We start from the raw sequence: 26,078 nt of genomic DNA, 5'->3' as shown, positions 1-26,078 counted from the left end.
GGTATGTTACTAATTGTTAGAGAGTCTAACTAGAAAACAACGGTATCCATGAGGCAATCGATTCAAGATGCAGGATTTCCAGAGCCAGAAGCCTTTTCACCCGTTCCATCTTTGGTCAGTCAGCGTCCACTCTTGGAAACCCAAGCCCTAATTCGTCGCTTTGGCAAATTTACCGCAGTCAATGGCGTGAATCTGGCAGTACAACCGGGTGAAGTCTTTGGGTTGTTGGGGCCGAATGGGGCAGGCAAAAGTACAGTGATCAAAATGCTCACCACCTTGCTCCCCGCTACCAGTGGCAAAGCAGCGATCGCAGGCTTTGATGTCACCCGTCAAGCTTCAGCAGTCCGGCGAGTCATCGGCTATGTGCCGCAAGCCCTCTCTGCCGATGGCAGTTTAACCGGGTATGAGAATTTGCTCATTTTCGCCAAACTCTACGACATTCCTCGCAGTCAGCGCGATCGCCGGATTCGAGAACTGCTGGTATTCATGGGTTTGCAGGATGCCGCCGATCGCCTGGTGCGTACCTATTCTGGGGGTATGATTCGGCGACTGGAAGTGACGCAATCCATTTTGCATCGTCCTCAAATTTTGTTTCTGGATGAACCCACGGTGGGTCTAGACCCGCTGGCTCGCAGCTCGGTTTGGGCTTTGGTGCGGCAACTCTGTGCCGATTACGGCACCACTGTATTTCTCACCACCCACTTTCTGGATGAAGCAGATGCATTATGTCAGCGCGTTGCCATTATGCACCAAGGTAGCGTGATTACCACAGGTTCGCCTGCTGAGCTCAAAGCCTCACTGAATCAGCGTGATGCCACCTTGGATGACGTGTTTATCCACTACACCGGAGACCAATTAACCACAGGAGCTAGCTACCGTGAAACTTCAAGAACTCGACGTACCACTCAACGGTTGGGATAAGCCCAGATCGCATCCGCTGAGTCGGGGATGGGGGGCGATCGCTGAACTGATCAACAAAACGCTGGTGATTACAGAACTAGAAGTCCGCAAACTCCGCCACGATCCCAGTGATTTGTTTTTGCGAGCGGTCCAACCCACGCTCTGGTTGCTGATTTTCGGTCAAGTGTTTACTCGCATTCGCGGCATTCCTACTGGGGATCTGCCTTACCTGGATTTCATGGCGGCGGGAATTCTGGCTCAGAGTGTTCTCTTCGTCTCCATTTTTAGTGGCGGCATGTCAATCATCTGGGAAAAAGACCTGGGGATCGTGCATAAGTTTTTGGTTAGCCCCACGCCACGGGAGGCAATGGTGCTGGGCAAAGCCTTGGCTTCAGGGATTCGCAGCTTGTCTCAGGTGGCTATTGTCTATCTGTTATCGCTGCTGTTAGGGGTGAAGCTCAATCCTAGCCCCGTGGCGATCGCCGGAGTCGTGCTGATTGTGTTGCTGGGTGCAGCCTGTTTTTCCCTCTTTTCGATAATCGTTGCCTGTTTAGTGAAGTCGCGAGAGCGATTCAACGGCATGGGGCAACTGATGACGATGCCTCTCTTCTTCGCCAGCAACGCCATTTATCCGATTACTCTGATGCCCCAGTGGTTGCAGGTGCTTTCTCACCTCAACCCACTCACCTATGAAGTGGATGCCCTGCGAGGCACGATGCTAGCAAATGGTTCTAGTACCTACGGGTTTGGGTTAGATTGCGCCATTTTATTGCTGGTGGTTACCATTTTCACGATCATTGGTGGCCGACTTTATCCCCAAGTTGGCATGTAGTGTCTTATTTCACCCAATCTAAGCGAAAGTAGAGAAAGGGCAATTCATACAGACAGTAGAATGAGTGCTCTAAATCATGCATCGTATCTGTGGCTTGGGGAGAATCAGCGTCCAATGGGATCGAGAAAACCTGCTCGGAAGAAGGTTGTAGAGCAATGTGCGGCGAGAGTGATGGAAACTGTCCCTCTCGTGATGCGGTTTATTCGAGCAGATATGCGGGTGCGGGGTTCTTACGAAGAAATTTCAGTGCCTCAATTCCGCAGCTTGGCCTTTCTCGATAAAAATCCCGGCGCTTCTCTGTCAGAACTGGCAGACCACTTAGGTGTGACGCGGGCCACAGCCTCAGCCAATACCGAACGTCTAGTGCAGCGCAATTTTGTCGATCGCTGTGACCACCCGGAAGAACGGCGGCGAGTGGTGCTGAAGTTAACCCCAGCAGGCAAAGAACACCTGGAAGCAACCCGTGCCCAAACTCGGTTGTACATCGGCGATTTGCTGACCTCCCTGAGTGATGAGGAAATCACCCAAGTTGAAGCGGGATTGTCGCTCCTGAAACAAGTGTTTGAACAATCCGCTGACTCGACCTAAACGAATATTTACTATTTTTCGATTTTTCAACATGTGGTTTAGAAAAAAACGCGCGGCGAATGATGCGATCGCCCATCCTCCTGATCCGTTTCTGGCACTCCGATTCCGCGATTATCGGCTGTTTGTCCTAGCACGGGTCTTTTTGTTTATTGGCTTCCAGATCCGCAACATTGCCGTCGGCTGGGAACTCTACGAACGCACTGGATCAGCTTTGGCCTTGGGTGGTGTCGGCTTAGTGCAGGTCGTACCCGTCATGGTTCTAACTTTGTTTGCGGGGCATTTAGCCGATCGCAGCGATCGCAAACGGATCATGCTCCTGACAATGCTGGTCATGGGTCTGTCATCCCTGGGGCTAGCGGTGCTCTCCTACACGCAAGGGGCAATTCCGTTGGTCTATGCCTGTTTATTCGTCACGGGAATTGCCAGAGCCTTCAATAAACCTGCGGCGGATGCGTTGGGCTGGGAGTTGGTTCCTACTCATGCTTACACTAATGCTGCCACCTGGAATAGCAGCAGTTTCCAACTGGCAGCGGTCTTTGGCCCTGCTTTAGGTGGACTGGCGATCGCAGCTCAAGGCAGTGCCACAGCAGCTTATCTTTTAGCGGCGACCTCAGCCCTGCTCTGCTTCAGTCTGGTTGCCATCATGCGCGATCATTCCACCACTCGTTCGACCGAACCTTTGTCGGTGAAGGCACTATCAGCGGGGGCAAAATTTGTTTGGCAAAACCAACTGATTCTGGCGGCGATCGCTCTGGATCTATTTGCGGTGCTGTTGGGTGGAGCAGTCGCCCTGTTGCCTATTTACGCCAAAGATATCCTTAAAGTTGGGCCTGTTGGGTTGGGCTGGCTGCAAGCGGCCCCTTCCATTGGGGCACTCGTGATGGCCGCAACTTTGACCTATTTACCACCCTTTCGCAAAGCAGGCCAAGCGCTCCTATGGTCCGTGGTTGGCTTTGGCGTTGTGACAATTATCTTTGGGTTGTCTCGCTGGTTCTGGCTATCTCTGTTGATGCTGGCTCTGAGCGGTGCGCTGGATAATATCAGCGTTGTCATCCGTCACATCTTAGTTCAGATTCGCACTCCCAATGAGTTACGGGGCCGAGTGGCTGCAATCAACGGTGTCTTTATCAGCGCCTCCAATGAGCTGGGAGCCTTTGAATCAGGTTTAGCCGCAGCACTCTTGGGGCCAGTGTTAGCAGTGGTCAGTGGGGGTGTGGGTACAATCGCGGTTGTGATCGCCACAGCCCTGATTTTTCCCAACCTGCGGAAGTTGGGGGCTTTGCATGAGTACAGGTCTGGTTCCGCTTCTCCATCCGAACCGGATACTGGAAACCAACCAGCTTGAAGCGATCGCTTACCATCCAATTAGCCCTCTTAAATTTAATCTTGACTAAATCGATAGATATACCGGAGAATAACTCTATCGATATTTAGTTCGATACCCTAACAGTTTGTGAATTTCAATCTAGAACGATTGAACGGGAGTGGAGTTAAGCAGGCTCCTGAACACAGCCCTCCAGAATTAACTAGCAATTGAGTTGTTTGAGCACGAGCGATTGAGAGTCAATCGCTTCAGTTTGTGATTGCGCCTAGAAAACAAGAACAGTCAGACTTGGCGCTAGTTGGCGATCGCCTATCAATGGGAGAGAGACTTGCATGAGTAAAAAGAGACAGCTAAGATTAGGGGCATTTTTGCCTGGTTCAGGACATCATGTGGCGTCATGGCGACATCCGGAGGCTCAAGCCGATGGAGGATTAAATTTTCAACACTATAAGCAGATTGCCCAAACCGCAGAACGGGGCAAGTTTGACATGCTCTTTCTAGCAGATGGCGTGGCAGTGCGCGATCGCGGGCAAACTTCTGAGGAATTGAGTCGATCGGGGAAGGTGGTGCATTTTGAACCTTTTACCCTCCTGTCTGCTCTGTCTGCGGTCACGGAACGGATTGGTCTCACTGCCACCGTTTCCACCACCTACAACGAACCGTTTCATCTCGCTCGTAAGTTTGCCTCTCTTGATTATCTCAGTGGCGGTCGCGCAGGTTGGAACTTGGTGACCTCTGCCACGGAAGCGGAAGCGCTCAATTTCAACCGTGACAAGCACATGGAGCATACGCTGCGGTATGAGCGGGCTCGTGAGTTTGTGGAGGTCGTCACCAAGCTTTGGGATAGTTGGGAAGATGATGCTTTTGTGCGTGACAAAGACTCTGGCGTTTACTTTGAAGCAGATAAGTTACATATCCCTAACCACAAAGGCACTCACTTCTCGGTGCGGGGTCCCCTAAATGTGGCCCGTCCGATTCAGGGATATCCGGTGCTGATTCAAGCGGGATCGTCGGAGGATGGCAAAAATCTGGCAGCCCAAACCGCAGAGGTGATCTTTACCGCGCAACAAACTTTAGAAGAAGCTCAGGCATTCTATGCCGATGTTAAAGGGAGATTAGCGCAGTATGGCCGCAATCCCGACCATCTAAAGATTATGCCTGGCGTGTTTCCGGTAATCGGGAGAACCGAGCAGGAAGCCAAGGAGAAATTCCAGCAGATTCAAGATTTAATTCACCCACAGGTCGGGTTGGCTTTGCTGAGTGGAATGATTGGTGGCTTTGATTTATCTCAATATCCTTTAGATGGCCCCTTGCCCGATTTGCCAGAAACCAACGGTGGTAAGAGTCGCCAAAAACTACTGACTGATTTGGCCCGTCGAGAGAACTTGACCATCCGCCAACTGTATCAAGCGATCGCAGGGGCTCGCGGACATCGCCAGATTCTCGGTACACCAGAACAGATTGCCGATCAACTAGAAGAGTGGTTCGTCAACGATGCCGCCGATGGCTTCAACATTATGCCGCCCTATCTCCCTGGTGGACTCGATGAATTTGTCGATCTCGTGATTCCGGAACTCCAACGTCGCGGTCTGTTCCGCACCGAATACGAAGGCAGCACCCTGCGGGAAAATTTGGGTCTCCCTCGCCCTACCAATCAGTTTATCCAAGCAAATGCACCTGAGCTAGTGGGTGCCTCTGCTTGATGTCATTAGCAGTTAATTGTTGAGAGGCGCGATCGCCCTTCTCCCTCACCTAGAAATCACCAACCTATTTGTAATCGGAGTCGATCATGAGTGCAGTTTTGAGCCAAGATACCAAAACGATCCAATCTCAAAGCTTTGAAGTCAAACCGATCGCTGGACGTATCGGAGCCAAGATCATTGGGGTTGATCTTAGTGCAGATCTCAGTGATGCAGTGATTCAGGAGATCCGCCAAGCTTTAGTGCAATACAAAGTGATCTTCTTCCGGGGGCAAACGCTGGATGCAGATGGGCAAGTTGCCTTTGCTCGGCGGTTTGGCGAAGTGACCACGGCTCATCCCACCGTGCCCTCTCTCCCTGGACATCCTGAAGTTCTAGACCTTGATTATGGCCGTACTACGGCTCGTGCCAACAACTGGCATACCGACGTTACCTTCGTCGATCGCCCACCCCTCGGTTCTGTGTTACGCGCGATCGAGATTCCTCCCGCAGGTGGCGATACCATCTGGGCCAACAGTGTGACCGCTTATCAAGACTTACCTGATCATCTCTGCAACTTAGCCGATCGTCTTTGGGCAGTTCACAGCAATGCTTACGACTACGCCGAAGCCGCAGTCAACTTGTCGGAAGAACTGAAAGCCTACAGGAAAGTCTTTACCTCCACCGTTTACGAAAGCTTGCATCCAGTTGTGCGTGTGCATCCCGAATCGGGAGAGCGGGGGTTATTCATTGGTGGGTTTGTCCGTCAAATTCAAGGTTTATCCACCACTGAATCCGATGATATCCTGCGGCTGTTGCAATCTTATGTTACCCGTCCAGAGAACACCGTGCGTTGGCGCTGGAAAGTAGGAGATGTCGCCTTCTGGGATAACCGTGCCACTCAACACTACGCGATCGCGGATTACGGAAACCAACCCCGTCGGGTGCAACGAGTCACGATCGCCGGAGATCTCCCAGTCGGGATCGATGGTAAGCATAGCCAAGCGGTTAAGGGAGATTCTTCTACCTATACGCCTCCTGTCGCGGTCACTGCCTAAACCAGTTTTAGCTAAACATCTCGTTCCAGGTTCATGTATCTTTTTTGTTAGGTATTGATCAGTGTGGAGTCTCAACAAAACATTTTCAGCTTGGCAGCGTTCAAAAATCACGCGGCGATCGGCCTTATTCTGCATCGGTTATTCTCTGGCTCTCTCTACTTCTCTGGCAAGTTGTACTGCCCCGTCGGATAATGCAGCACCCCAATCACAGGGTACTTCTGCCAATGTCAGTACTGCTAGTAACAGCGGCGGTGGGAAGCAAGAATTTCGAGTAGTACGCTCTAAGCAATTGTCTTCCCTAGCTGTGTTAGAACAACAAGGCACTCTGGACAAAGCACTAGAGCCGCTAGGATTTACGGTGAAGTGGACCGAGTTTGCTGCGGGTCCCCAACAGCTAGAGGCTTTGAATGCGGGCAGTTTGGATATTGCCCACACCGCTGAGTCTCCGGCAATTTTTGCCCAAGCGGCAGGAGCCCCGTTGGTCTACGTCGCCACAACGCACACCAATGGCAAGCCTGTGGCACTGCTAGTACCCAAAGACTCACCTGTGAAGAGTGTGGCTGACTTGAAGGGCAAGCGGATTGCCTTCCAAAAAGCCTCCATCGGTCACTACTTGTTGGTGAAGGCCTTAGAACAAGCAGGCCTGACACTGAATGATGTGGAGTCTGTCTTTCTGCCGCCACCTGAAGCGAACGTAGCATTTTCTCAGGGGAAAGTAGATGCTTGGTTCATCTGGGACCCATATATCACTAGAGCCGAGCAAAGCGGTGCAGGACGGATTCTGATCGATGGCGAAAAGCTACGAGATACACGCAATTTCTACACGACAAGTCGCAAGTTTTATCAAGCTCATCCGGAAGTGATCAAGGTGTTTCTGGAAGAACTCGAAAAGACGGAAGATTGGTCTAGAAACCATCCCAAAGAAATGGCTCAACTGCTAGCGCCTGTGACTCAGCTTGATCCCGCCACTTTGGAAATCATGCACGGGAAATATAACTATGGGCTGCAACCAATTACGGAAGCTGTGATCACCAAACAAGAGGAGGTTGCTGGTCTGTGGTACAGCTTGAAGTTGATTCCCAAGCAAGTAAATGTTCGTGATGGGTTTCTCACACCGGAAGAGTATGCTAAATTCACACCTCAAGCGGTGCTGGCTAAGCAATAGGGCGCGATCGCGACTGGATGAGCGACTTTGATCAATCTAACTTTGAGATTCGGTGTGAGTGGGGAGTCAGAGGCGTTGAGCAACTGGCTCCTATTAGTGATGTCGTGATCATTGTCGATGTTCTCTCGTTTTCCACCTGTGTTGAAATTGCCACAAGTCGGGGTGCGATCGTCTTTCCTTATCTCTGGAACCATGACACTGCTGAGACATTTGCCAAATTGGTTGATGCAGAATTAGCCAGTAAACGTGGCAGCCACAGCCTTTATTCTCTATCTCCTACCTCCTTAATCGAAATTCCTCATGGCACTCGATTGGTGCTCCCTTCACCCAATGGTTCAACCCTCAGTCTGGCTACCGGAACCACCCCAACCCTAGCGGGATGTTTGCGAAACGGTCGGGCAGTGGCGCTAGCAGCAATGCGTTATGGTCAGCGGATTGCGGTCATCCCTGCGGGCGAAAAATGGCAAGATGGTAGCCTCCGTCCTTGCTTAGAAGATTGGGTTGGAGCAGGAGCAATTATCTCTCAGCTTCAGGGCCGCTGGTCACCAGAAGCAGAAATGGCGGTGAGTGCTTATTGCTATGCTGAACCTAATCTAAAATGCCTTTTAGAGCAATGCGGTTCCGGTCAAGAATTGATTGGTAAAGGATTTGCAGCCGATGTTGAGCTGGCCGCAGAGTTGAGCGTGAGCAATACTGTACCAACTTTATGCGATCGCGCTTATAGATGCCTCAGTGATTCAGTCTAAGTCAGGTTCCAGGCGAGCAAGATAGTATGACAGTATCCAAAAACATTGCGTAAAAAGATAGGAGGTTTTTAGATCATGGTCAAACCCATTAATCAAGAGTTTAGTGCTGCGGGACAGGTGACACCGGAGGAATTAGAGCAAGCTGCTCAAGCGGGGTTTAAATCAGTTTTGAATGTGCGATCGCCTGAGGAACAAGGTTTTCTCAATAAAGAGGCACAAATTGTTACCTCTTTGGGATTAGCTTACGCCAATGCTCCCCTAGCGATCGCCACACTGGATGAAACCCAACTTGCGGCGATTGTCACCGAACTGGATAAACTGCCAAAACCGACGCTGATTCACTGTGCAGGTGGCTTACGGGCGAGTGCCGTGGCGCTTCTGAGTATTGCCCAACAAGAAGGATTGACTTCGGAGCAAACCATAGAACGAGCCCAGGCAGTCGGGATCGATCTCGATGCGAACCCCAAGCTAAAACAGGCGCTAGAGCAAGCGATCGCCAATAACCCCACAGTCAACTCCTAGCAATAGCAGCCATCAGGCAACGGTGTCATTTATGATGAAGTTATCCCGACACATTGCTAGGTGCTCGCTCTTTTAGGCGTATGGACAGTTTTCTCACGGCTGTAGACACACAAACAGTACTTTTAGTGGCAGCGATCGCAGTTTCGCTGTTGTTTCTCAGACTTATATTTAAAGTTCTAAATGCCAGTTGGGGGTCGATCTTAGCGATCGCGGCCATTGTTTTAGTGCTGCAATATGCTTTTGGCATCGCTCCCAATCAATTGTTGACGGAGATCAGTCAACTTCCCCAAGATTTAATTCAGTTTGTGCAAAACTTCAATTTGCCAGAACTCAGTAGCCTCTACAGCCAGGGATCGTAATGGTACAAGTCAAAGTTTATGGCTTGCGATCCGAGCTTGACCCAATTAAGCCAGAGCTTTCGGATGTGATTCATTCTTGTATCGTGGATGCTCTGCAATATCCGCCTAACAAGCGGGCACATCGTTTTTTCCCGCTGGATGCCTCGGATTTTTTCTACCCTGCAGGCCGAACAGAGCGCTATACCATTCTTGAACTGAGTATGTTGGAAGGCCGTAGTGTAGAAGCTAAGAAGCGATTGATTCGTCTCCTGTTTGAGCGAGTTCAACCGTTAGGCATCTCAACTCAAGACTTGGAGATCACCATTTTTGAAACCCCCAAACACAATTGGGGTTTCCGTGGATTGCCCGGAGACGAGCATCAGCTCAACTATACCGTTGAAGTATAGAAGCATCACTGTATCGGTTACAGCTTGGGGGTTTCAGAGCTTTTATTTTTCCACTTCAAATACGACTCAATAGTGGGGAAATATTGCACTGTTCCATCCAAGCCTTCCGGTCTGTCCTTCAGATATCCCTCTAAATAAACAGAGCCTTGCATTTGGGGTAATAACCCACGATCACGATCGCGACAACCCTGTTGATAATGTTGCTCTCTTAAATGCTCAAACATAGGATGTCCTAACTGTAGAGTTTAGGTTTAACTTCTACTTCTACAATAGACATTCCGCCTGATAGAATCAAATGTTCTTGTTTCTCGAAATGATTAATTCAAGTGATTAAACATGCCTATCACTGCGATCTTGTTTGACCTGGATGGAACACTCACAGATCCCAAACTGGGTATTACTTGCAGTATTCAGTACGCCCTCTCTGAGCTGGGTTATCCGTCACCCGCTGTCGATGACTTACTTTGGTGTATTGGGCCACCGTTGCAACAAAGTTTCGCCACGCTCCTAGACACCTCAGACAAGGTTTTGATTAACCGAGCCATAACGCTTTATCGCGATCGCTATGCCACGATTGGGTTATTTGAGAATTCCCTGTATCCGCAAATTGTAGAGACGCTAGAAACGTTGCGGGCGGCTGGCTATCAGACTTTGGTTGCCACTTCAAAACCGCAGGTTTATGCCATCCGAATTGTTGAGCATTTTAAGTTATCAACCCTGTTTGATGGTGTGTATGGTAGCGGGCTTGATGGCACTCGCAGTGAAAAAGATGCTTTGATTGCTCATATCCTTAAGACCGAACAGCTTGCATCTGGTAACGCTGTGATGGTTGGCGATCGCCAGCATGACATGATTGGGGCAAAACGGAATCGAATGAGCGCGATCGGGATCACCTACGGCTATGGAACGGTGGAGGAGCTAACACTGCATGGTGCTGATGGGCTAGCTCATTCACCTGTTGAGATCCCAACAGTCCTGCTGGAGTGCGATCGCGGCTGCGTCCTCAGACATGGCTAAACGAATAAATAGATCAGGCTGAAGCATGCTAGAAAAGCTCGCCAGAATAATCTTAAGAAAAAATTGTCAAAAGATAGGTGCAAAAGTCAGAAAAATTGTTCAGACTGAATATTAGCAAGGTTCAATCTGAACAATTTGGCCCAGTTCTGATCGTTAATTAGGAGACTAATGATGAAGCAAGTGCTTTTTGGTAGCTTGTCTGCTGTTGCTATGGCGATCGCGACAGCCGCAACCCCTACGATCGCTGCTGAATTAACCACATCCAATGCCGCAAACAGCAATGTAGTTCGGCAAACACCTCCTGTAACCTTAGTAAACTTGGCTCAACAAGGCCATTTCCGTAATCAGGGAATTCCTTCTAGCCAAGCGTTGACTCAAGCGATCGCGGCAGGACAAGTCACTCCAGAATCTCTGGTGCAAGCAGGAATTCAGAGCAACTTAGTCAACTCAGACACCTTAAATAATCAGGGTTACCTGAATGTCGTTGAGGTGCAGTTCCGCGAAATTGTACAAGACTTTGTGATCTCCTCTAGTGATGTTGATAACTGATGAGACCTGCTCTGCTCAGCTATTTCCAGTGTTGGGATTTTGAACTGGAAGCGGCTAGTAGATTCATGCTGATGGCTGGGAGATTTTTTTGGCCTGATACTACGGTAAATCAATAGAGATACCGTAGATAGACCTGAGTATCCCATAGCCAACTCAGAAAAGCAAGTCTCTTGATCTGCTTCTGATTAGCCATGACCCAATACTGGATGAGGTCGGTAGGGTTGCTCCAGGGCAGCGAGTTCAGTGGCATCTAAAGCGAGGTCGATCGCCGCGATCGCATCCTCTAGGTGTTGCAGTTTGCTCGCACCAATGATCGGCGCTGTGACTCCAGGCTGGTGTAACAACCACGCCAAGGCAATCTGCGCTGGGGCAACTCCCCGATTTTTTGCTAGTCCTACGACTCGATCTACGACTTGAAAATCACCTTCCTCGTAATACAGCCGATGGGCAAAATCATCGGATTTGGCTCGTGCTGTGGCTCCGTCTCCTCGCTGCTGCCGATTCCCTGCCAAAAAGCCTCGTGCTAATGGACTCCAAGGAATCACACCGATCCCTTGGTCACGGCATAGAGGCAGCATCTCTCGCTCCTCTTCGCGGTAGACCAAGTTGTAATGGTTCTGCATGGAAACAAACCGCGTCCACCCGTGCAAATCGGCAGTGTAGAGGGCTTTGGCAAACTGCCACGCATACATACTTGATGCACCAATGTACCGCACCTTGCCCGATTTGACGACATCATGCAGCGCTTCTAAAGTTTCTTCAATGGGTGTTTCATCATCCCATCGGTGAATTTGATAGAGATCCACATAATCGGTTTGTAGCCGTCGCAAGGAAGCGTCAATGCTATCGAAAATGTGTTTGCGAGATAAGCCGCGATCGTTGGGACCAGGACCCATTGGGTTGTAAACTTTGGTGGCAATTACCACTTGATCCCGCCGAGATAGGTCTTTCAGCGATCGCCCTAAAACCTCTTCACTCACGCCTTTGGAATACATATCCGCCGTATCAAAAAAGTTGATCCCAGCTTCCAAGGCTCTTTGGATAAAGGGACGGCTTTCTGCCTCAGGCAACACCCAATCTCGCCACTGGGGAGAACCGTATGTCATGGTTCCTAAACAAATGCGAGAAACTTTTAAGCCAGTTTTTCCGAGATTGATATACTGCATCCCTCAATATCTCCTTGCAAATTTTTGTCCCTGTTTCGGGCCAATATATTTGTCAGTTTCGGTGTTCTCCATCCCCCTCAATGCAATTCTTGTTGAATCCAACGGGAGACAGCAGGTAATTGTTGACTGAACCAAATCGACCCCAGAATGCAAATGCTGCCGCAGACAACTAGCGTACTGGGGGCACCGATCGCCTGAGCTAAGCTTCCTGCCAGTAAGTTACTCAGAGGCAGCATTCCTACAAGTGACAGGGCATAGAAGCTCATGACTCTGCCCCGTTTGCTATCCTCCACCAGGCTTTGAATGACTGTGTTGCTGCTAGCCACCTGAAGCGTGCTGCTACTTCCCACCAACACCAACAGCAACAGCGAAACCCACACCACTCTAGATTGTGAGAAGGCAATCAACCCTAGCCCGATTACAGCAGGACAGAGGGCGATCAACCGCTCTAGCCCTTCAGTGCCTCGCCGTAAGCTGAGATAAACACAGGCAAATACCGAACCGATCGCCCCCGCTGCCGTGAGAAAGCCCATTGTTTCCGGGCCACCTCGGAGAATATCCGCCGCAAAAATGGGTAGGAGTGCCATGTAAGCGATGCCAAATAAGCCCTGCACAGTCAACAATAGGAGAATTGAGCGAATTGGCAAAAAAGTATAGACGTATCTGAAGCCTTCTTTCAGTCTTTGCCAATTATTGCTAGTTTGAGCTTCTATAGGCTGGGGCGTTAATCGCATTGCCCAGAGTGCCAGAATTGCTGCCACATAGCTGAGGCTGTCGTAAAGGAAGCAAAATTCCGCGCCTACTGTTGCCAACAAAATTCCACCGATCGCAGGGCCAATCAGCCGAGAACTGCTGAGCATGGCGGAATTCAGCGCGATCGCATTGCTCAAATCTTCGCGCTCGTTCACCATTTCCACTACAAAGGCATGACGCACAGGCATATCCAGCCCTTTCACCACGCCTGCCAAAATACTGAGCATCAGGAGAGATTTAAAACTAGCCAACTTTAGAAACGTGAGAATGGTTAAGGCGAAAGAAACGGCAATTCCCATAAACTGCGCCAGCAATAGTAGAGATCTACGACTCCAGCGATCGGATAAAACTCCTGAGAAAGGAGTCAAAATCAACGTAGGCAGAAAGCCGAGGAATCCAGTTAAACCCAATAGCCAGGCAGAATGAGTTAGATCATAAATTACCCAAGGCACAGCCACTTGGGTCATAAATGTGCCTGAGAGGGAGAAGCTTTGGCCAATGAAATAGAGGCGAAAATTGCGCGATCGCAAGGCAGGTAGTTGCTGGCTCACCTGGAACCAGATTTTTTGTAGTCCGTTCAATTGCATAGCAAACGATTTCCGTGACCTCCGAAGCGTGAATTGCCGCGTCGGAGATGGCTGCTTTTAGAAAAGATAAAATTAATCGTTGACCAAATTGTTAGATTATCTAACTGATGTGTGGAGATATTGTCTGCCAAAGTAATTGGTTTAGTCAAGGCTCCATAGCATCAAGTGGCTAAATCAATCCTAGGGATGAGAAAGAAAATCAGATCGCGTTGGGCCTAACCGAGAGATTTAGTCAAAAATCTGAAACCGATGTGCTTGCTTTTCACCCATCTCTATGTAACGATGACTTCTACAAGAAAATACTGTAATCCCATCGATTTACCGTAGATTAACAGGTTACAGTTCTGTATATCTCTTGTCCTAAACATGCCGAGCAAAGTTTAGCACTGCTGAATCAAGAACGAGTTTCTACTAGATTCAGCGGTGACAGAAATTCTTGAAATCTAGTTTGGCAGCGCGATCGCAGACGCTGCTAATTTGACGCATCCAAGTGGGTGCTCATTCATTATTCATGACTATTACTTACGACTGGAGGGGACGAAAGTTTATTATGTCGCAACATCGGTGGCAATTGCGTGAGGTGCGGTTGAGTTTGCTTGGCCTAGGAGTTTTAGGGTTATTGTTGATTCCTGCCCACAGTTGGGCAAATACGCCAGAATCTCCAGCTTCAACAGAACATTCAACAGAACAGCAGGCCGCGATCGCATACATCACGCCTCAACCACAACCTGTCCCTTCCCCAGATATTCCTAGCAGCGAGAGCGTTCAAATCTCTCAAGCTGCCCTTCCTAGCCAAGCTGTCCCTTCTAGCAGCGAACCTATTTCTACTATTGATACATCTATCACGCCTAGCCCGGCATTATCTCAGGTTACGTCTGTATCTCAGCTTTCGGATGTCACTCCTACCGATTGGGCTTTTCAAGCACTCCAGTCTTTAGTTGAGCGCTACGGCTGCATTGCAGGTTATCCTGATGGCACCTATCGCGGAAATCGATCACTCTCTCGCTATGAATTTGCTGCTGGTTTAAATGCTTGCTTAGACCGGGTGAATGAACTGATTGCCGCTGCCACCGAAGGGCCGACTGCTGAAGATTTGGCAACGATTCGGCGGTTACAAGAGGAGTTTGGCGCTGAACTGGCAACTCTGCGGGGTCGAGTCGATGCTTTAGAAGCGCAAACTGCCAAGCTAGAACAGCCGCAGTTCTCGACAACCACCCAACTCAGAGGAGATGCCATCTTTATTGCGGCGGATACCTTCGGCGATCGCGCCAATAATACGCCCCAAGACGATACGAGAGATGAGACAACTACCTTTTTCGCCCACCGTACCCGCCTGACGTTGCAAACCAGCTTCACCGGAAAAGACCAACTGACCACAGGCTTACAGGCCAGCAATATCCCTAACTTTTCTTCCCAAACGGGAACACAGATGACCCGCTTTGGGTTTGAGAGACAGGGTGCCTTTGAGGATAACGATTTGTTTCTCGATCGCTTGTATTATCGCTTTCCGGTAAATGACAAGCTAACTGCTTGGATTGGTCCGAGAGCGTTGCAACCCGCTGTCTTTTTACCAACTCTCAACCCCCTAGTAGGCGGACCCACAGGAGCAAGTTCTCGCTTTGCCGCCTTCAACCACACCTTGTATCGGCCTGGGTTTGATGGGGCGGGTGCTGCTGTTTCCTACAAGTTTAATCCCCAATTGCAACTCGGTCTGGGCTACATAGTGGATAACAATCAAGCTAATTTGCCTGAGAGCGGTCGAGGGATCTTTGAAGGCAACAATCTCGCCATTGCCCAGTTGACCTTCTCTCCCAGTCCTCAGTTTGACTTGGGATTGACCTATGGGCGCAAGTATTTTGGTAACAATACAGGCTTTAACCTCACGGGTGGCACAGGCAGCGCCTTTGCCAGAAACCCATTTGACCAACGAGCCACAGCCTCCGATAACTTTGGTGTGGAGTTTAACTGGAGAGCCCGTCCCATACTCAATCTGAGTGGTTGGTTTGGGTACACTCGCGCTCATCAATTAAGTGGAGGAGATAACGATGCCACCATCTTACACGGGGCACTTACAGTCGCATTCCCGGATCTGTTTGCCAAAGGGAATTTAGGAGGGTTTGTGGTTGGGGTGCCACCCAAAGCCACCAGTAATGATTACCGCTCTAGACCCGGAGCTGCTCCTCGCGAAGATGTCGATACCTCGCTGCATCTGGAAGCGTTCTACACGCTCCGATTAACAGACAACATTAGTGTCACTCCGAATGTCTTTGTCGTCACTGCGCCAGAACATAACGACGCAAATGATGCGATTTGGGTGGGGGCACTGCGGACAAATTTCTCGTTCTAGCCATTCATGCTTTCTCACCATTCATTAGATCAATTAGGAGACAAACGATGGGTTTGGAATTAAATCTAGCGGGTAAAACAGCGATCGTCACGGGTGGCAGTGCAGGCATTGGGTTTGCCATTGCCAAAGCGCTGTATCGTGAAGGAGTCAGTGTCGCGATCGCGGCTCGGAATCCAGAGCGATTGGAGCAAGCTGCTCAGGCAATTCGCGAGTTACCCAATCAAGGCAACCAAGTGCTTGCCATTAGCGCTGATCTCTCCCAAGCCGAGGGAGTAGATACTGTGGTGTCAAAAACGCTGGCAACCTTTGGGCAAATTGATATCTTCAACAATGCTGGCTCGGCTCAGGCTGGCACGTTTCTAGAGCTGGAAGACCAAACCTTTGTAGATGCTTGGAACCTCAAACTGTTGGGCTATATCCGCCTCGTCAAAGCGGTCATTCCTGATCAGATTCAGCGACGGGATGGCAGAATTGTCAATATCATCGGCGGAGCAGGACGCACCCCCCGCTCTAGCTTCCTTCCCGGTGGCACCACAAACGCTGCATTGCTCAACTTTACTCGCGGGATCGCCAAAGAGCTGGCTCAGCATAACATCCGGATCAATGCCATCTCTCCGGGGGCAACGGCAACAGAGCGGGGCGATCGCTTGGCAGAACAAAATGCCCAGATCCGAGGCGTGAGCGTGGCAGAAATCAAAGCTGAGACGGTGAAATCTATCCCTTTGGGGAAAGTGGCGCAACCCGAGGAAATTGCCAACTTAGCTCTATTTCTAGTCTCTGATTTGGCTGCTTCCATCACAGGAGCCGAAATTCTGGTAGATGGTGGCACTACGCCGGGTGTCTAGCGGAGTGCTAGGTGCTGAAAATTAAGTGCTCTCCTGGGCGAGGCATTTCGTGAGTAATTGAATGCTTCGTCCATTTTTTTATGGATGTGATTAAACTCCGTGCTGCTTAAACCATGCCTGAAGCCGCTTCCAGCCATCCTTAGCCTCTACTTCTCGGTAGGAGGGGCGATAGTCAGCAAAGAAGGCGTGAGGCGCATCTGGGTAGACGAGGATTTCCGATTGGCTGCGGCTTGCTTTTAGTTGCTCTCTCATCTGCTCCACTGTATCCAGGGGAATGCCTGTATCCTGACCGCCATAGAGTCCGAGAACAGGTACTTTGAGTTTGGAGGCAACATCAACGGGGTGCTTGGGCGTGAGCTCACTGGTATTACCGACTAGTCGCCCGTACCACGCTACTCCTGCCTTGACTTGAGGATTGTGCGCCGAGTATAGCCAGGTGATGCGCCCTCCCCAGCAGAAGCCTGTGATCGCTAATTTATCTGAATTACCATTGGATGACTTCACGGCCCAGTTGACGGTGGCATCTAAATCAGACAGCACTTGCGCGTCGGGCACCTTAGCAACCACCTGACGAATTTCATCAATGGTATCTAACTGAGAGACATTTCCCTGACGGGCAAATAGCTCAGGGGCGATCGCCACATATCCCAGCTTGGCAAACCGACGGCAAGCATCCTGGATGTGTTGATGCACCCCAAAAATTTCCTGAATCACCAAAACGATCGGAAAGTTCTTTCCAGTGGCAGGCTGCGCTCGGTAAGCAGGAATTTCACCATCTTTGACGGGAATGTTTACCGCACCTGCGATTAATCCTGTGGGGTCGGTAGCGATAATGCTCTCCGCGATCGGTTGCACTGCCAAAGTGAAACCTGTCGCTAGAGTTGTGGTGGCAATAAATTCACGACGTGTCATTGCTTTCATGCTCTTAAATCTAGTTAAGGTTCGACTTGTGGCCTAGAAGATTGGCCTGAAGGCTATTACGTTTATCCTACAGCTATTTTTAATTTGTTTAGATAGTCTAATAATTAGTAAAGCATCTAATTTTTGTATCGAACGTACTTGTATGTGCAGCAGGGCTATGTGATACTTCAAACTTATTCTACGGTAATTCGCTCGACAAACCGTATTATTTTGAGTAAAAGTCTATGAGCACGATTGAACTTTATTTTGCGAAAGCCTCGACTTTCGCCCAACGCACCCGTGTCGTTCTACTCGAAAAGGGTATCGACTTCACGCCCACCGAAATTGATTTACAAAACAAGCCAGAAGGATATACCCAAATTTCCCACTACGGCAAAGTTCCAGCAATCAAACATGGCGATCTGACGCTGTACGAGTCTGCCATTATTAACGAATATCTGGATGAAGTATTTCCAGAACCACCCCTCCTGCCACGCGATCCTGGAGCCAAAGCGATCGCCCGCATCTGGATTGACTATGCCAACACCCGCTTTGTACCTGCGTTTAGCAAGTTCCTGCGTGGCAAAGATGCACAGGAGCGAGAACAAGGACAGCGTGAGTTTCTAGAAGCATTGTTGTATCTAGAGCAAGAAGGGTTAGGTAAGTCTGAAGGACAATACTGGTTGGGAGAATCGTTGAACTTGGTTGATATCAGCTTTTATCCTTGGTTTGAGCGTCTCCCCTTGCTAGAGCATTTCCGCAACTTTAATCTCCCTGCTGAAACCCCACGTTTGCAAGAGTGGTGGAATGTGGTGCGCGATCGCCCCTCGATTCAAGCAGTTGCCAACTCCACAGAGTTCTACTTGGAGCGTTTTGCCAAAATTCTGGGTGAACCTGCTCCGGTGGGTGCAGCTCAAAAATAAGATTCTGCTAGTTTTACCTTTTGGGTAGATGAGGATCTACAGCGATCGTCTCATCTACTCGGCAACCATTCACAATCCTCCTTCCTGGTCAGTCACGCACCAAACCCTGGACCTAAAATGATCGTGACTGTAGAGATCTGGCAAACTGATGAAACTGCTCTTACCGACTGAATTCGCCCCTGATTTAGAACCTAAGCTGTCTCAACTCGATCCCGATCTGCAAGTGGCCTGGGTTGATATCAACGGCAAGTTTGAGGGTGATCCCAGTGACGCTGAGGTATATCTCAATTGGTTCTATCTCAAACCTGACTTGCTCCAGCAGGTATTAGCAGCAGCACCCCAGATTCGCTGGCATCAAACGCCGAGTGCGGGTGTCAATCATATCCTTACTCCCACCTATTTAGAACGGGATATCATGCTCACCAATGGAGCAGGCACCTTTGCCATTCCGATCGCTGAATTTGTCCTGACCTATATCTTATTTCACGCCAAAACAATCCCTCAATTGCTGGAGTTGCAAGCCAGTCATACCTGGAAGCGGAGTATTCAACTCCCTCTTCAGGAAGTATGGGGCAAAACGCTGCTCATTCTTGGGGCAGGCAGTATTGGGCAAGAAATTGCGAAGCGGGCCAGTGCTTTTGGCATGCATGTTTGGGGGTCTCGGCGTCACCCACAACCCACGCCAGGGTTTGAGCGCATTGTGGGCACAGATGAATGGCGATCGCTGCTACCGGAAGCCGATTATGTCGTCTTAGCCACACCTCTCACTCCCGAAACTCGCAATTTGATTGATGCCACTGCCTTACAGGCCATGCGTCCTAGCGCCTACTTAATCAATATTGCCCGAGGGGCAGTGGTAGACGAAGCGGCATTAATCACGGCCCTCAAAGAAGGCTGGATTGCGGGAGCTGGACTAGATACGTTTCATACAGAACCTTTACCGCATGAGAGTCCTTTCTGGTCTTTACCTAATGTCTTTGTCACCCCTCATTGCTCTGGTTTTTCAGCTCGAATTGCAGAACGTACGATCGCACTGTTTCTGGATAACCTGATCCGCTACCAATCAAGCCAACCGCTTCGAAATGTAGTAGATAAAACCGCAGGCTATTAGGGAGAGTTCAAATCGTTGTTAGTCAGGGCTACGATGGGCTGGCGATCGCGCTAGTCGTTGCTGACTAAACCATTGATGCCGCTAATCTCATCTCAGAAATAGTAGTGCAACCATGAATCACACAGCGCCTCAAAATTTTTGTTAGATAGACTAACAATTCGTGTATTATAAACTCATAGTTGATGCAAAACCTCCCTCCTCCTGTTAAAGTCCCGCTGTAGTTTGGCTTATCCTTCCGTCAGATTATTGATTGGCAGGATGTGAGTGTTGCAAGTAATGTTGGTCGTTAAACAGGATTCCTCATCACATTCATATTTGGTCAACGTGGATAGTGATTTTCGAGTCATTGGGAATCCGCCAAATAGCGGTTAGAAGCTAACACCGCTACCCCAAAAAGTCTTTTGCGAAGTGCAAATTAGTTATCACACCATAGAAGCAAGCTTATGAGCACAAAACGGCAGTTTCGTTTAGGTGCATTTATCCAAGCAACGGGACATCATATCTCTGCTTGGCGGCATCCTGAAGCTCAGATTGATGCAGGTCTAAACTTTGAACATTACAAGGAAATTACTCAGACTGCTGAGCGGGGTTTGTTTGATGCCGTGTTTCTCGCAGATAGCCCTGGAGTTTGGGGAGGTGCGCCGGAGACTCAGAGTCGCAACGGCAAAATCGTCCATTTTGAGCCAGTGACGCTTTTCTCTGCCCTATCCTCCGTGACCAAAGATATTGGTTTCATTGCCACTGCTTCGACGACTTACGAAGATCCTTATACGCTAGCTCGGAAGTTTGCCTCCTTAGATCACTTGAGCCAAGGCCGAGCGGGCTGGAACGTCGTCACCACAGGCAACGAGAACGCCGCCCAGAACTTTGGTTTGCAGCATCACCCAGACCACAGCCAACGCTATGAGCGAGCTGAAGAGTTTGTGGAAGTGGTAAAAGGATTGTGGGATAGCTGGGAGGACGATGCCTTTATCCGCGATCGCGAATCAGGTGTCTATTTCGATCGCGAGAAACTCCATGTCCTGAATCACAAAGGCAAACATTTTTCCGTTAAAGGCCCCTTAAACGTAGGTCGCCCACCGCAGGGATATCCAGTCATCGTGCAAGCGGGAGCCTCAGAAGCAGGACGGGATTTAGCGGCCCGCACTGCTGAGGTCATCTTCACCGCCAATCAAACCTTGGCAGATGCTCAAGAATTTTATGCAGATGTCAAAGGGCGGCTGGAGAAGTATGGGCGATCGCCTGACGATCTCAAAATTATGCCTGGAGCCTTCCCGATCATTGGGCGCACTGAAGAGGAAGCGCAAGAGAAGTATGAATTTCTGCAATCTTTGATTCACCCCGATGTGGCTTGGGGGATTCTGAAAAATTACTACAAAGGTGTGGATCTGTCGAAATATTCCTTAGATGATCTCGCTCCTGAGTTGCCCAGTGACACCAATACCAACAAGAGCCGCCTCAAACTAGTCAGTGATTTAGCGGCTCGTGGCAATTTGACGCTGCGCCAACTGTATCTCTCTTTGGCAACAGCACGCGGTCATCGCACGATTTTGGGCACTCCTGAAACCATTGCTGATCAACTAGAAGAATGGTTTAACAACGGTGCGGCAGATGGGTTTAATATCATGCCGCCCATCCTGCCAACGGGATTAAATGATTTTGTCAACCTAGTGATTCCCGTGTTGCAGAAACGCGGGCTGTTCCGAACTGCTTATGAGGGCAGTACGTTGCGGGAAAACCTAGGATTACGCCGCCCTGCTCACCGTCTCGCTGCTCAACGAAAAGAAGAGCAATTGGTACTGGCGTAAGTTACGAGTTGTCCGATCGCAAAACTTGTATTTCTGGAGAAAAAACATGGTTGAGTATAGCCGCTTGAAGAACTCACCTTCCGCTGCAATCCGGGCTAAGTTAAATTATCCGGTGATTGATACCGATGTTCACACCAATGATTTCACTCCGGCGCTAGAAGATTACATCGATAAATATGGTGGCGCGAAACTGGTAGATGCGTTGCGGAAGGCAGAATCCTCACGTCTCAACTCTAAGACCGACGGTAAAGACTGGTATCAACAAACCCCAGAAGAGCGTCAGTATAACCGCACGCTGCGATCGCCTTGGTGGGCCAGAGTCACCCGCAACACCCTCGATCTCGCCACATATACGCTTCCCGAACTCTTCTATGAGCGGCAGGCAGAGCAAGGCTCAGACTATTCAGTGCTGTTTCCCAACAATGTATTAGCACCCGCAGGCGCTGGTCCAGAACATCGCCAAGCCTTGCAACGGGCCGTGAATCACTATCATGCGGATATCTATCGCAAATATAGCGATCGCCTCACTCCAGTAGCAGGTATCCCCATGACGACGCCCCAGGAAGCAATCGAGGAGTTAGAATTTGCAGTCAAAACCCTCGGCTTGAAAGTGATCAATATCCCTGGCGGTGTGAAGCGACCGATCAAGGCGATCGTGGATAAGTATCCACCCGACCAATATCCTGAAATTGCCAAATACGCCTCCTATATTGACTTCTACGGATTAGACAGTGAATACGACTATGATCCCTTCTGGGCGAAAGTCGTAGAATTGGGCGTACCTGTCACTACTCACTACGGTAGCCAAGGATGGACGGGGCGCTCCTCTATCAGCAACTACATGAACAACCACATCGGTCACTTTGCCGATGGCTCGCAAGCCTTTGCTAAAGCCTTGTTCTTTGGCGGTGTAACTCGACGGTTCCCACAACTGCGCGTCGGTATGCTAGAAGGGGGTGCCGACTGGGGTGCCCATGTCTACATTCATCTCGTCGATCGCTTCTCCAAACGCAATTTGCAGGCGCTACAAAACTACAATCCAAATCTGGCAAATGCCAATGAACTGTTTGAGTTGTTTGAGCGCTTTGGGGGCGAAATAACTCAAGGCCATTCCCTGAGCAAAGAGGAACTCAAGACAACAGTTCTTGGATCTTCCTTCAATCGCCATAGCCGATCGCCTGTAGGTAGTGAGTTAGAAGATTTTGCCGCTGCTGGAATTGAGACCGTTGAGGATATCCGCGATCGCTGGGTCAACAGTTTCTTCTTTGGCTCTGAATCCGACGATCGCACGATCGCCGCTGCCTTCAACGATAAGGCAAATCCCTTGGGCGTCAAGATCAACGCCATCTACTCCTCGGATGTGGGTCACTGGGATGTGCCTGACTTGACTGCTCCCTTGGCTGAAAGCTGGGAACTGGTAGAAGAAGAAGTCATTTCTGAAGCTGACTTCAAAGCTTATGTGTTTGAAAACCCCTACAAGTTCTACACCGAAGCTAACCCTGATTTCTTCACGGGCACAGCGATCGAATCTCAGGTCCAATCTGTGTCATCTCAAGCAGAGGATCAGCGCCTGGTAACAGCGTAAACCGCTAGTTGAGGTAGTTGTAGGGGCGGGTTTAATAGGTAGCTTATCAACTGTGCAGCGACTTTATGACAAAAACCGCCCCTACCGATATTTGCCAAAACCATATGTAGTTAGCTTTCAGGCGATCGCATATCTCTCTCCAAAAAAACAGTACGCTAGATCAGGAGTTATTTGTGTTTCCGGTCCGATTTTCCTTTCAGCCTCTGGCCCTCCTATTAGTGTTGGGCGTCAGCATTAGCGGTCTCTCTGCCTGCTCATCTGATAGTTCTTCCAATACCACAAACACATCAACTCTTAGTGCGGCACCTGCTGGCACAGCCAATACCAGCAATCCCTCCACTTCAAATCAGGCAGAGAGCAATGTGGTGCGGATTGGATATCAAAAATATGGCACCCTCTTTCTGCTGAAGGCGCGCGGAGATTTAGATCAGCGGTTGAAGGAGCAGGGGATCTCCGTGCAGTGGGTGCAGTTTCCCGCAGGACCACCGCTGTTGGAAGCACTCAACGCAGGTAGTATTGACTATGGCTCTACCGGAGAGACACCGCCAATCTTTGCCCAGGCCGCTGGCACCCCACTCCTCTATGTGGCCCATGAACCACCTGATCCCAAAGGTGAGGCAATTTTAGTGGCTAAGGATTCGCCGCTGCAAAAAGTTGCTGACTTGAAGGGTAAAAAAGTTGCCTTCAACAAAGGCTCCAATGTGCATTATTTATTGATTCGAGCGCTGGCAGAGGCAGGGTTGAAATATAGTGATATCCAACCTGTGTTTTTAGCTCCTGCCGATGCCCGAGCCGCCTTTGAGCAAGGAAACGTAGATGCCTGGGTGATTTGGGAGCCTTATTTAACGGTTGCTAAAAAGGCGATGGGTGCTCGGGTTTTGCAAGATGGATCAGATTTGGTCGCCAATCGTCAGTTTTACCTCGCCTCTCAGCAATTTACTGAACAACATCCCGATCGCTTACAGGCAATCATCGAAGAAACCCAGAAGGTGAATGAGTGGACAGAGAGCAATTTCAGCCAAGCAGCAACCCTCTTGTCACCACAGATTGGCATTGATGCCCCAACATTAACGGAGATTTTGAAGGAGCGTCCCTATGGCGTTCAACAGCCGCTCAAACCAGATGTCGTGAACTATCAGCAGCAGGTGGCGGATGCCTTCGTCGAGTTAAAGCTACTGCCGAAACCAATCAAGGTTCAGGAGGTGGCGCAGTCTCAGCCTTAAGCACCTTAAATGGGTTGATGTAGAGGAAGTTTTGGCATTCCCGACCAACCTCTAATTGGCAGTCTGAGCGAGGATAAGCAATACACAACAGCACAAAGCCTGCTGCTAACTGAGCAGGTTTCAAGCACTGTTGTTGAATCTGATCCACTTCTCCTTGAATCAGTTTGGCGGCACAGGTAACACAAGCGCCATAACGACAACCCACCGGGAGTTGTATTCCCGCCTGTTCCAGAGCTTCCAGAATCGTCTGGTTCTCTGGAACTTCTAGCGTAACCCGATCGCGGTTGACCAACTCAACTCGGTAAGTTTTCATCCCAGCCTTTTATACCCAAATATCCGAGGTGCAATCGCCACCGGGATAGCGCATTTCATGGGCTCGCGAGGGACCTTGCGGTTCTGCCCCAAAATCAATATAGAAATCGGGATTAACTGCCAATCCGCCGGACTCGATATCACAGTCAATTTGCAGCATGTAAGAGCCTGCTTTCGCTAGATCGGGATAGAATTGGTCATCCCAAGTGCTGAATAAGGAATTAGTCACATACAGACGTTTGCCATCGAGGCTCAGTTGCAACATTTGGGGACCACCCACGGGCTTGTGACCATTTATTTCACCGCTTTTACCTAGCAGGCCACCGACCCACACTTGACCTGCCTGCTTCGGATTTTGCGGATCACTAATGTCGTACTGGCGAATATCCCCATGTAACCAATTCGAGAAGTAGAGGAAGCGATCGTCCAAGGACATAATCAAATCGGTAATCAGAGAGGGCAAGGGGATCGGAAATCCTTCTAAATCTACGCTGGGCACATCAATGACTTTATTGACCTGCCAGGTACCATTTTTGTACCAGTGCCAAATATTACTACTTAACGCAGCACCAACAAACCCGTGAGTGCTATCTGGATTGTGGTGGAACCGCACTTCTAAAGGAACCAACCCCTCCTCGCCTAAATCTAAGCTCTGAATGATTTCGTGCTTCTCCCAGTCCCAAAAGTGGAGATGTTGCCCATAGTTTCCATCAGCCACATCATTAAGGTCAAAACCAGGATAGAAGGTCTTGGGTGCGCCCCACTCACTGCTCACCATAATATTGTGGCGAGGTTGGTACCAAAAGTCATAGTTGAATTTCATGCCACTGGCGTTTTGCTCCCAGCGACCGAGAATATCGAAGTTATCATCGAGGAGCAAAAACCCACCAGGGCCATTGCCTTCGCGATCGCCCAGCATAGAGATCATTACCTGTCCGTTTGCTAAGCAATGAACGGTGTGAGGCGCAGTCAAGTTAGCTTTTGCTTTGATTTCTTCCGGTTCAATCACTTTGTGAATCTTAGGAGCTTTGGCCTCAATCGTATCTATAATGTAGATTCGGCTGGAGCGTATCCCTGGGATCACTAAATAGCGCCGAGATTTATTTACATCTCCATGACAGGAGCTACAAGCATTCCACCCAAAATGATGCAGCTCATCGCCAACATAGGGCATGGCAAGACGATGAATCACTTGAGAGTAGGTGGGCGATTCTGGATCAACATCAACGGTAGCTAAGTAGTCGGGTTCTACAATCGTGGAGCCAGTATAAAGGGCGATTGTATACAGTAGTTTCTCCCTCTCTCCCTGCATAGCGGCTTCAGGCGAAGCATAACCGGGACCACAGCAAGCGTGAGACATAGAGTGACCTCTACTGATGCGTAAACTTGGGAG

25 protein-coding genes are annotated in these 26,078 nt (G+C 49.6%); 20 read left to right on the top strand and 5 right to left on the bottom strand.

Annotated elements, in window-relative coordinates:
- Positions 1-48 precede the first annotated feature (48 nt).
- The 13 genes from NDA01_RS22550 to NDA01_RS22490 all read left to right on the top strand — a co-directional run bounded on the left by NDA01_RS22550 (position 49) and on the right by NDA01_RS22490 (position 11,125).
- The gene (locus NDA01_RS22550; protein ID WP_348229728.1) at positions 49-921 is read left to right on the top strand and encodes an ATP-binding cassette domain-containing protein; all 873 of its coding nucleotides are present in this window, start codon (positions 49-51) and stop codon (positions 919-921) included.
- Entirely contained in the window at positions 878-1,732 is an 855-nt protein-coding gene (locus NDA01_RS22545) for an ABC transporter permease (protein ID WP_431193493.1), read from the top strand. The genes NDA01_RS22550 and NDA01_RS22545 overlap by 44 nt, the downstream gene beginning before the upstream one ends.
- A gap of 114 nt (positions 1,733-1,846) precedes the next feature.
- Entirely contained in the window at positions 1,847-2,320 is a 474-nt protein-coding gene (locus NDA01_RS22540; RefSeq protein WP_348229727.1) for a MarR family winged helix-turn-helix transcriptional regulator, read from the top strand.
- A 31-nt stretch (positions 2,321-2,351) separates the two neighbouring features.
- On the top strand, positions 2,352-3,665 hold the full coding sequence (locus tag NDA01_RS22535; RefSeq protein WP_348229726.1) for an MFS transporter: 1,314 nt from the start codon (positions 2,352-2,354) through the stop codon (positions 3,663-3,665).
- 311 nt (positions 3,666-3,976) lie between these two features.
- Positions 3,977-5,347: an LLM class flavin-dependent oxidoreductase gene (locus tag NDA01_RS22530; protein ID WP_190562440.1), complete on the top strand. Its 1,371-nt coding sequence runs from the start codon at positions 3,977-3,979 to the stop codon at positions 5,345-5,347.
- Between the two features lie 86 nt (positions 5,348-5,433).
- Positions 5,434-6,381 (top strand): TauD/TfdA dioxygenase family protein, encoded by a 948-nt coding sequence (locus NDA01_RS22525; RefSeq protein WP_431193492.1) that lies wholly within the window; start codon positions 5,434-5,436, stop codon positions 6,379-6,381.
- Positions 6,382-6,442: 61 nt separating this feature from the next.
- Entirely contained in the window at positions 6,443-7,546 is a 1,104-nt protein-coding gene (locus NDA01_RS22520; RefSeq protein ID WP_348229725.1) for an aliphatic sulfonate ABC transporter substrate-binding protein, read from the top strand.
- A 17-nt stretch (positions 7,547-7,563) separates the two neighbouring features.
- Positions 7,564-8,292, top strand: a complete 729-nt coding sequence (locus NDA01_RS22515; RefSeq protein ID WP_348229724.1) for a 2-phosphosulfolactate phosphatase — start codon at positions 7,564-7,566, stop codon at positions 8,290-8,292.
- Between the two features lie 75 nt (positions 8,293-8,367).
- Positions 8,368-8,814, top strand: coding sequence for a protein tyrosine phosphatase family protein (locus tag NDA01_RS22510; protein ID WP_348229723.1), 447 nt, complete (start codon positions 8,368-8,370; stop codon positions 8,812-8,814).
- 80 nt (positions 8,815-8,894) lie between these two features.
- The gene (locus NDA01_RS22505) at positions 8,895-9,173 is read left to right on the top strand and encodes a hypothetical protein (RefSeq protein WP_348229722.1); all 279 of its coding nucleotides are present in this window, start codon (positions 8,895-8,897) and stop codon (positions 9,171-9,173) included.
- Positions 9,173-9,559 carry a tautomerase family protein gene (locus NDA01_RS22500; protein WP_348229721.1) on the top strand — a complete coding sequence of 129 codons (387 nt, stop codon included), beginning with the start codon at positions 9,173-9,175 and terminating at the stop codon, positions 9,557-9,559. Before NDA01_RS22505 ends, NDA01_RS22500 begins: the two co-directional genes overlap by 1 nt.
- A 336-nt stretch (positions 9,560-9,895) precedes the next feature.
- On the top strand, positions 9,896-10,576 hold the full coding sequence (locus tag NDA01_RS22495) for an HAD family hydrolase (protein ID WP_348229720.1): 681 nt from the start codon (positions 9,896-9,898) through the stop codon (positions 10,574-10,576).
- Between the two features lie 168 nt (positions 10,577-10,744).
- Entirely contained in the window at positions 10,745-11,125 is a 381-nt protein-coding gene (locus NDA01_RS22490; protein ID WP_348229719.1) for a hypothetical protein, read from the top strand.
- Positions 11,126-11,310: 185 nt separating this feature from the next.
- Here the strand turns inward: NDA01_RS22490 and NDA01_RS22485 are convergent, their stop codons facing one another.
- The gene (locus NDA01_RS22485; RefSeq protein ID WP_348229718.1) at positions 11,311-12,291 is read right to left on the bottom strand and encodes an aldo/keto reductase; all 981 of its coding nucleotides are present in this window, start codon (positions 12,289-12,291) and stop codon (positions 11,311-11,313) included.
- A gap of 77 nt (positions 12,292-12,368) precedes the next feature.
- Positions 12,369-13,631 carry an MFS transporter gene (locus tag NDA01_RS22480; protein ID WP_348229717.1) on the bottom strand — a complete coding sequence of 421 codons (1,263 nt, stop codon included), beginning with the start codon at positions 13,629-13,631 and terminating at the stop codon, positions 12,369-12,371.
- 511 nt (positions 13,632-14,142) lie between these two features.
- Between NDA01_RS22480 and NDA01_RS22475 the strand changes: the two genes are divergently transcribed.
- Positions 14,143-15,978 (top strand): iron uptake porin, encoded by a 1,836-nt coding sequence (locus NDA01_RS22475; RefSeq protein WP_348229716.1) that lies wholly within the window; start codon positions 14,143-14,145, stop codon positions 15,976-15,978.
- 47 nt (positions 15,979-16,025) lie between these two features.
- The gene (locus NDA01_RS22470) at positions 16,026-16,823 is read left to right on the top strand and encodes an SDR family oxidoreductase (protein WP_348229715.1); all 798 of its coding nucleotides are present in this window, start codon (positions 16,026-16,028) and stop codon (positions 16,821-16,823) included.
- Positions 16,824-16,913: 90 nt separating this feature from the next.
- On the opposite strand, the gene NDA01_RS22465 is transcribed toward NDA01_RS22470, so the two are convergent.
- Positions 16,914-17,735, bottom strand: coding sequence for a dienelactone hydrolase family protein (locus NDA01_RS22465; RefSeq protein WP_431193491.1), 822 nt, complete (start codon positions 17,733-17,735; stop codon positions 16,914-16,916).
- A gap of 233 nt (positions 17,736-17,968) precedes the next feature.
- Between NDA01_RS22465 and NDA01_RS22460 the strand changes: the two genes are divergently transcribed.
- The 5 genes from NDA01_RS22460 (at position 17,969) to NDA01_RS22440 (ending at position 24,373) form a co-directional block, all read left to right on the top strand.
- Positions 17,969-18,646: a glutathione S-transferase family protein gene (locus tag NDA01_RS22460; RefSeq protein WP_348229713.1), complete on the top strand. Its 678-nt coding sequence runs from the start codon at positions 17,969-17,971 to the stop codon at positions 18,644-18,646.
- Between the two features lie 148 nt (positions 18,647-18,794).
- Entirely contained in the window at positions 18,795-19,757 is a 963-nt protein-coding gene (locus NDA01_RS22455; protein ID WP_348229712.1) for a D-2-hydroxyacid dehydrogenase, read from the top strand.
- Between the two features lie 443 nt (positions 19,758-20,200).
- Entirely contained in the window at positions 20,201-21,565 is a 1,365-nt protein-coding gene (locus NDA01_RS22450; RefSeq protein ID WP_348229711.1) for an LLM class flavin-dependent oxidoreductase, read from the top strand.
- Between the two features lie 46 nt (positions 21,566-21,611).
- Complete coding sequence (locus NDA01_RS22445; protein ID WP_348229710.1) at positions 21,612-23,150, top strand: amidohydrolase family protein; 1,539 nt, start codon at positions 21,612-21,614, stop codon at positions 23,148-23,150.
- 173 nt (positions 23,151-23,323) lie between these two features.
- Positions 23,324-24,373 (top strand): sulfonate ABC transporter substrate-binding protein, encoded by a 1,050-nt coding sequence (locus NDA01_RS22440; RefSeq protein ID WP_348229709.1) that lies wholly within the window; start codon positions 23,324-23,326, stop codon positions 24,371-24,373.
- Here the strand turns inward: NDA01_RS22440 and NDA01_RS22435 are convergent.
- Positions 24,339-24,686 (bottom strand): 2Fe-2S iron-sulfur cluster-binding protein, encoded by a 348-nt coding sequence (locus NDA01_RS22435; RefSeq protein WP_348229708.1) that lies wholly within the window; start codon positions 24,684-24,686, stop codon positions 24,339-24,341. The two genes, NDA01_RS22440 and NDA01_RS22435, sit on opposite strands and share 35 nt — an antisense overlap.
- A 9-nt stretch (positions 24,687-24,695) precedes the next feature.
- Positions 24,696-26,045, bottom strand: coding sequence for a selenium-binding family protein (locus NDA01_RS22430; RefSeq protein ID WP_348229707.1), 1,350 nt, complete (start codon positions 26,043-26,045; stop codon positions 24,696-24,698).
- Positions 26,046-26,078 lie beyond the last annotated feature (33 nt).

Source organism: Trichocoleus desertorum AS-A10 (genome assembly GCF_039962155.1).
Taxonomy (GTDB): Bacteria; Cyanobacteriota; Cyanobacteriia; order FACHB-46; family FACHB-46; genus Trichocoleus.
Note: the sequence above shows the minus strand (reverse complement) of the source record. Positions and strands in the feature narration are given on the sequence as shown.

Bases quoted from the DNA above. Each gene is read 5' to 3' on its own strand.
- NDA01_RS22515 (WP_348229724.1), top strand. From the start codon at position 7,564: ATGAGCGACTTTGATCAATCTAACTTTGAGATTCGGTGTGAGTGGGGA.
- NDA01_RS22435 (WP_348229708.1), bottom strand. From the start codon at position 24,686: ATGAAAACTTACCGAGTTGAGTTGGTCAACCGCGATCGGGTTACGCTA.
- NDA01_RS22475 (WP_348229716.1), top strand. From the start codon at position 14,143: ATGACTATTACTTACGACTGGAGGGGACGAAAGTTTATTATGTCGCAA.
- NDA01_RS22505 (WP_348229722.1), top strand. From the start codon at position 8,895: ATGGACAGTTTTCTCACGGCTGTAGACACACAAACAGTACTTTTAGTG.
- NDA01_RS22550 (WP_348229728.1), top strand. From the start codon at position 49: ATGAGGCAATCGATTCAAGATGCAGGATTTCCAGAGCCAGAAGCCTTT.
- NDA01_RS22465 (WP_431193491.1), bottom strand. From the start codon at position 17,735: ATGACACGTCGTGAATTTATTGCCACCACAACTCTAGCGACAGGTTTC.
- NDA01_RS22460 (WP_348229713.1), top strand. From the start codon at position 17,969: ATGAGCACGATTGAACTTTATTTTGCGAAAGCCTCGACTTTCGCCCAA.
- NDA01_RS22535 (WP_348229726.1), top strand. From the start codon at position 2,352: ATGTGGTTTAGAAAAAAACGCGCGGCGAATGATGCGATCGCCCATCCT.
- NDA01_RS22430 (WP_348229707.1), bottom strand. From the start codon at position 26,045: ATGTCTCACGCTTGCTGTGGTCCCGGTTATGCTTCGCCTGAAGCCGCT.
- NDA01_RS22530 (WP_190562440.1), top strand. From the start codon at position 3,977: ATGAGTAAAAAGAGACAGCTAAGATTAGGGGCATTTTTGCCTGGTTCA.
- NDA01_RS22445 (WP_348229710.1), top strand. From the start codon at position 21,612: ATGGTTGAGTATAGCCGCTTGAAGAACTCACCTTCCGCTGCAATCCGG.
- NDA01_RS22480 (WP_348229717.1), bottom strand. From the start codon at position 13,631: ATGCAATTGAACGGACTACAAAAAATCTGGTTCCAGGTGAGCCAGCAA.
- NDA01_RS22450 (WP_348229711.1), top strand. From the start codon at position 20,201: ATGAGCACAAAACGGCAGTTTCGTTTAGGTGCATTTATCCAAGCAACG.
- NDA01_RS22485 (WP_348229718.1), bottom strand. From the start codon at position 12,291: ATGCAGTATATCAATCTCGGAAAAACTGGCTTAAAAGTTTCTCGCATT.
- NDA01_RS22525 (WP_431193492.1), top strand. From the start codon at position 5,434: ATGAGTGCAGTTTTGAGCCAAGATACCAAAACGATCCAATCTCAAAGC.
- NDA01_RS22470 (WP_348229715.1), top strand. From the start codon at position 16,026: ATGGGTTTGGAATTAAATCTAGCGGGTAAAACAGCGATCGTCACGGGT.
- NDA01_RS22495 (WP_348229720.1), top strand. From the start codon at position 9,896: ATGCCTATCACTGCGATCTTGTTTGACCTGGATGGAACACTCACAGAT.
- NDA01_RS22510 (WP_348229723.1), top strand. From the start codon at position 8,368: ATGGTCAAACCCATTAATCAAGAGTTTAGTGCTGCGGGACAGGTGACA.
- NDA01_RS22490 (WP_348229719.1), top strand. From the start codon at position 10,745: ATGATGAAGCAAGTGCTTTTTGGTAGCTTGTCTGCTGTTGCTATGGCG.
- NDA01_RS22500 (WP_348229721.1), top strand. From the start codon at position 9,173: ATGGTACAAGTCAAAGTTTATGGCTTGCGATCCGAGCTTGACCCAATT.
- NDA01_RS22455 (WP_348229712.1), top strand. From the start codon at position 18,795: ATGAAACTGCTCTTACCGACTGAATTCGCCCCTGATTTAGAACCTAAG.
- NDA01_RS22540 (WP_348229727.1), top strand. From the start codon at position 1,847: ATGGGATCGAGAAAACCTGCTCGGAAGAAGGTTGTAGAGCAATGTGCG.